Raw genomic sequence first — 4,501 nt, forward strand, 5'->3', positions numbered from 1 at the left:
GAGTCAACGGTGCCAGCGCCAGATACACCGGGCGCCCCTCGAACGGATAACTCATGAGCGTGATCGCTGTCATCGTCTCGATGTTGTGCCCGGTCAGCATGACACCTTTGGGTCGACCAGTTGTACCGCCGGTCCCGACGAGCATCGTCACGTCATCAGGCGGATCGACATCGAGTTCGTCGACTCCCATCCAGCTTTCGAGAGACTGGGCAAAATCGGTGTCACCGTCAATGCAGACAAGCGTGATCAACTTCGGCAGCGCATCCTTGATCTGTCCCACCAACGACGCATACGACTTCTGGAAGAACAGCGCACGAGTATCGAAGAGATCCAACAAATCCCGGTTCTCCGCAGCTTCGTTGCGTGGATTAATCGGACACCATACTGCGCCTGCCCGACTGATACCGAAAACGCAGGAGAAGGAGATCGAATCGTTTCCGGACAGGATTGCAACCTTGTCCCCGGGCCCAATTCCGGAGGCCGCGAGCGAAGAAGCGAAACGAAGGCTGAACTGCTGAACGTCACCGTAGGAGAGCGTGCGCTCCCCCATCGTCAAACAGGGAGCGGCGGAACCCAGAGAGGCTCCCTTGTCGAGATAATCGGTCAAGCGCATAACGGGAGCCCCTCGGGTCGTGAACGAAATAGAAACTGTCTAGGTATTGATCGTCACTTCCGGTTCGAGCGCCAAACCGAAACTACGTAGTGCACCCAACAATTCACGGTGCCCGAACGCCTGACATGCCGACGCCAACCCGGTGCGCTTGGGTGCCTGCTGCAACAGCGAGTGCGCCGCATATGCCTGCAACAACCCGGTCTGCTTGTAGTTACAGTTCCCATGGATCACGACGTGCGCACGACCGAGCGGACCGGACGCATAGACCGAGTCCAAAGATGTGTTGATACGAGGGTTTTCACGCGGCGGCATACCTGCCTGCACCGAACCGGCAATTTCCGCCAGCGCGGCCTCCTGCTGATCGGCAGGGAGAGTCTTGATCTGTTCTTCCACCATCTTCTGAGTCGCGACAACACCTTCCATCACCGCGCGATCGAATACTCCGCCCGCCGCCTTGACGTTGGAGACTCGAGGATCGTTCTTGAACCACACGGGGTGACTGGTGCCGCCCCACGGCAGCGCGAGCGCCGTTTCATGCTGACCGGGCACTACGACGTCGAACGTCTGACCTGGCGCCCACTGCACGTACTTGTTCTGCTCGAGGTAGTACCAATTGGCCTTGAGGATCGTGAAGATTGTCTGCGTGGACGCGTAGGTGGGAAAACCCTTCCACAGCACCAGAATATCGAGAGTATCGAGCCCCGGATTCTCCAACGCGATGTTGGCGGCAATCTCACCGGTGGTGTACATCTGCGCTATCCCCGGCGAGAGCAGCAAGCCCTTCTCCTGGAATTTGTCACTGAACTTCTCCTGGACGTCGAGCACCCAGTCCTGCTCGCCGGTGGTGTCCATGTAGTGGCAACCGGCATTGAGAGCAGCTTCGACAGCAACGGCGCCGAACTTGATAAACGGGCCGACCATGTTGCTGACAACCTTTGCACCGGTAAACAACTCGGTGAGCGCCTCGACTGTGTGCTCGACCTCGACAACCTCATGGTCAACTGTGTCGAGTCCGGGAATCTTGTCGAGCACTTCCTGGATTCGCGCCGCGTCACGGCCGGCCGCGATGAACGGAATGTTGAACTCACGCAGGTATTCACACACCAGACGTCCGGTGTATCCGGAAACGCCATAGACGATGACTGGCTTCTTGTCGGACATGTTCGTGGAACCTTTCGAAGTTGAGTGCCGAACCGAAAAATACTGTGCGAGTTACATTCCCATGCCGCCGTCGACAGGAAGACCGATCCCGGTAATGAAACGTGCTGCGTCCGAGGCCAAGAACACCACTGCGTCGGCCATGTCGTTCACTTCACCGAGACGCCCGAGTGGGGTGAGTCCGATAACGTCGCCCACCGCAGCTTCAGCGCTGGGCCAGAGGCCGAGCTTCGCCATGTCGGAGGCGAGACCGAGACCCATCTCCGTCGCGACGAGTCCGGGATAAATGCAGTTCACTCGGACGCCGTACCCGAGTTTTCCGGATTCTGCGGCCGCAACCCGGGTGAAACGGTCCACTGCGGACTTTGTTGCGGAGTACCCACTGATTCCGGGAAACGGGATGGTGGCTGCCACCGACGAGACGTTGATAATCGATCCACCGCTTCCGGCGATCCCGCCCGGACGCATGCTGCGCAATCCATGCTTGGTGCCGAGCGCCGTTCCCAGAACATTCACTTCGCACATACGGCGGATATCGGCCGGATCCAGGTCCACCACCAGCGACGAAATTTCGATGCCTGCGTTGTTGACCAGAATGTCGAATCCGCCGAGGGTTTCCGTCGTGGCTGCCACTGCTTCCGCCCAATTGGCATCGTCGGTGACATCGAGCTTCACAAATCCTGTCTTGGCGCCGAGGATACCGACCGCCTCGGCAGTTGCTCGCCCTACGTCTTCGAGAACGTCGCCGATCATCACCGACGCTCCCGCTCTGGCCAATGCCTCTGCCATGCCCGCACCGAGGCCCTTGGCGCCGCCAGTGACCAGCGCTTTACGTCCTTCGAGATCAAACACGCTCATCTTCGACCGCCTCCATGAATTCAACGAACTCGCGAAACCACCGTCCGCAGCAACCGTTCACGTCAGCACTGCCAAGTGGCGTGAGTCACAGAGTATTCAACTTTGGACGAGTGTCAAGAAAAATCTTGACGACTGTCAAGATTTTGTTACACACGTGTCAAAGGTCAAGGGCTAGACTCGAGGCGAGCACGCAACCAGACTGATACAAAAATCCGCAGGAACAGGACGTACCGCCGTGACCACCACCGTCGAAAATGCAAGCGGGACAACTAAAAATAATCCCCCGAGCAATGCCGACAAAGTCTCGCGCCGGCAGGTAGACAAGTTCTCGGAACGACGCGATCAGTTGGCCGAGGCCGCGCTGCAAACCCTTGCCGAACTCGGTTACGCACGCACCAGCCTGCGCGAAATCGCACAGAATTCCGAGTTTTCACATGGCGTCCTGCACTATTATTTCAGCGACAAGGTCGACCTGATCACGCACTGCGTACGCCATTACAAGGCGCGCTGCGTCACCCGCTACGACGGCATCGTCACCACGGCGCAAACTCCCGCCCAACTGAGGTCCGGTTTCGGCACCTTGCTCGCGGAGACGATGATCGACGAACCGACCATGCATCGACTCTGGTACGACCTGCGCGCGCAATCCCTGTTCGAGGAATCTTTCCGGGCAGATGTCGCCGCAATCGACACCAGTCTCGAAAACATGATCTGGCGCATCGTGATTCGCTACGCGGAACTACTGGGGACCGAACCTGCAATTGCTTCGTCGGCAATGTACGGAATTTTCGACGGCCTGTTCCAGCAGAGTTTGCTTCGCCACCTTTCCGGCGACGAGAACGCGTCGACATACCTTTCCGAGAGCGTCCAAGCAATCCTACTACTGGCAGTGCCTACGCCGAACCCTTAGTGGCCGAGATGCTTTCGGCGACAAACTGTGCACCGCGGCCGAATTCGACTACAACGTCATAGTCAGCGTCCTGACGCCAGAATCGCACCAGCGTGCCGTAGACGCCGCCGATCATCTGCGCCAGAAACAATGGTGGATAGTCGGTTCGAACTTCACCGGCCTCGAGTCCCACGGTCACGATGCGCAGCAGTTCCACGTGGAACCGCTTGTCATGGGATGCTCCCGCACCGGATGCGGCAAAATCTCGTTCCAATTCCGTTGTCACCATTCGCAGGTAGCGCGGATGCTTGACCGCCTGCACGGCAAAATCCTCGAAGATCGCGACAATCCGATCGACGGTAGACATCGGGGTCTCCATCAGTCGATCCACCAGCGCTGCAAACTGATCCAAATGATCACTGTGCAGCGCTTCGAGCACGGCGTCTTTTCCTTGAAAATAGTTGAAGAATGTTGCCCGCGAGACCTCTGCACGCACGACGATGTCGTCGATGGTGGTACTCGCAAATCCCTTTGCGGAGAAGAGCGTACGGGCGGCCGACAGCAGTCTTTCGTTGGTATCCCGCTTGTTCTGTTCACGTTTGGAAATCATGTCGACACGCCCTCCCCGTTCTCAGACCGAGTCCTCAGCCTACTGATGGCAATAGATGGACTACAGTCCAATTATGTCGACTGTCACCTCCGGACGCCAGGGTCGCGTTCTCATCGTCCGGATCGAACGCGAAGAACGACGCAATGCGATCAACCGCGAAACCGCCGAAGGCATCGAGACCGCACTTGATCTCCTCGAGGATGATCCCGAACTGTGGGTCGGCATCATCACCGGCACACCGACTGTATTTTGCGCCGGCACCGATATCCGTGAACGCGCCGACCTCCGCATGCCCCGCGGCGGCGAGTACGGCATCATCCGCCGGCAACGCAACAAGCCCCTGATCGCTGCTGTCGAGGGGTACGCGCTCGGT

Annotated in this window: 6 protein-coding genes; 2 read left to right on the forward strand and 4 right to left on the reverse strand. The window is 58.3% G+C overall.

Going from position 1 to position 4,501, the window contains the following annotated elements; translation table 11 throughout:
• The 3 genes from QM600_RS28960 to QM600_RS28970 form a co-directional block, all read right to left on the reverse strand.
• Positions 1 to 613, reverse strand: a 613-nt coding sequence (locus QM600_RS28960) for an AMP-binding protein (protein ID WP_283265182.1), incomplete at its 3' end; no start/stop codon positions are given.
• A 39-nt stretch (positions 614 to 652) separates the two neighbouring features.
• Positions 653 to 1,774, reverse strand: coding sequence for a DUF5938 domain-containing protein (locus QM600_RS28965; RefSeq protein ID WP_283265184.1), 1,122 nt, complete (start codon positions 1,772 to 1,774; stop codon positions 653 to 655).
• 51 nt (positions 1,775 to 1,825) lie between these two features.
• Positions 1,826 to 2,629: an SDR family NAD(P)-dependent oxidoreductase gene (locus QM600_RS28970; RefSeq protein ID WP_283265186.1), complete on the reverse strand. Its 804-nt coding sequence runs from the start codon at positions 2,627 to 2,629 to the stop codon at positions 1,826 to 1,828.
• Positions 2,630 to 2,864: 235 nt separating this feature from the next.
• On the opposite strand from QM600_RS28970, the gene QM600_RS28975 reads away from it, so the two are divergent.
• Positions 2,865 to 3,539 (forward strand): TetR/AcrR family transcriptional regulator, encoded by a 675-nt coding sequence (locus QM600_RS28975; RefSeq protein ID WP_283265187.1) that lies wholly within the window; start codon positions 2,865 to 2,867, stop codon positions 3,537 to 3,539.
• Here QM600_RS28975 and QM600_RS28980 read toward each other — a convergent pair.
• Positions 3,523 to 4,128 carry a TetR/AcrR family transcriptional regulator gene (locus tag QM600_RS28980; protein WP_283265189.1) on the reverse strand — a complete coding sequence of 202 codons (606 nt, stop codon included), beginning with the start codon at positions 4,126 to 4,128 and terminating at the stop codon, positions 3,523 to 3,525. The genes QM600_RS28975 and QM600_RS28980 overlap by 17 nt on opposite strands.
• A gap of 55 nt (positions 4,129 to 4,183) precedes the next feature.
• Between QM600_RS28980 and QM600_RS28985 the strand changes: the two genes are divergently transcribed.
• Positions 4,184 to 4,501, forward strand: a 318-nt coding sequence (locus QM600_RS28985; protein WP_502943133.1) for an enoyl-CoA hydratase-related protein, incomplete at its 3' end; no start/stop codon positions are given.

Origin of the sequence: Rhodococcus sp. IEGM 1379 (genome assembly GCF_030056815.1) — a bacterium.
Classification (GTDB): Bacteria; Actinomycetota; Actinomycetes; order Mycobacteriales; family Mycobacteriaceae; genus Rhodococcus_F.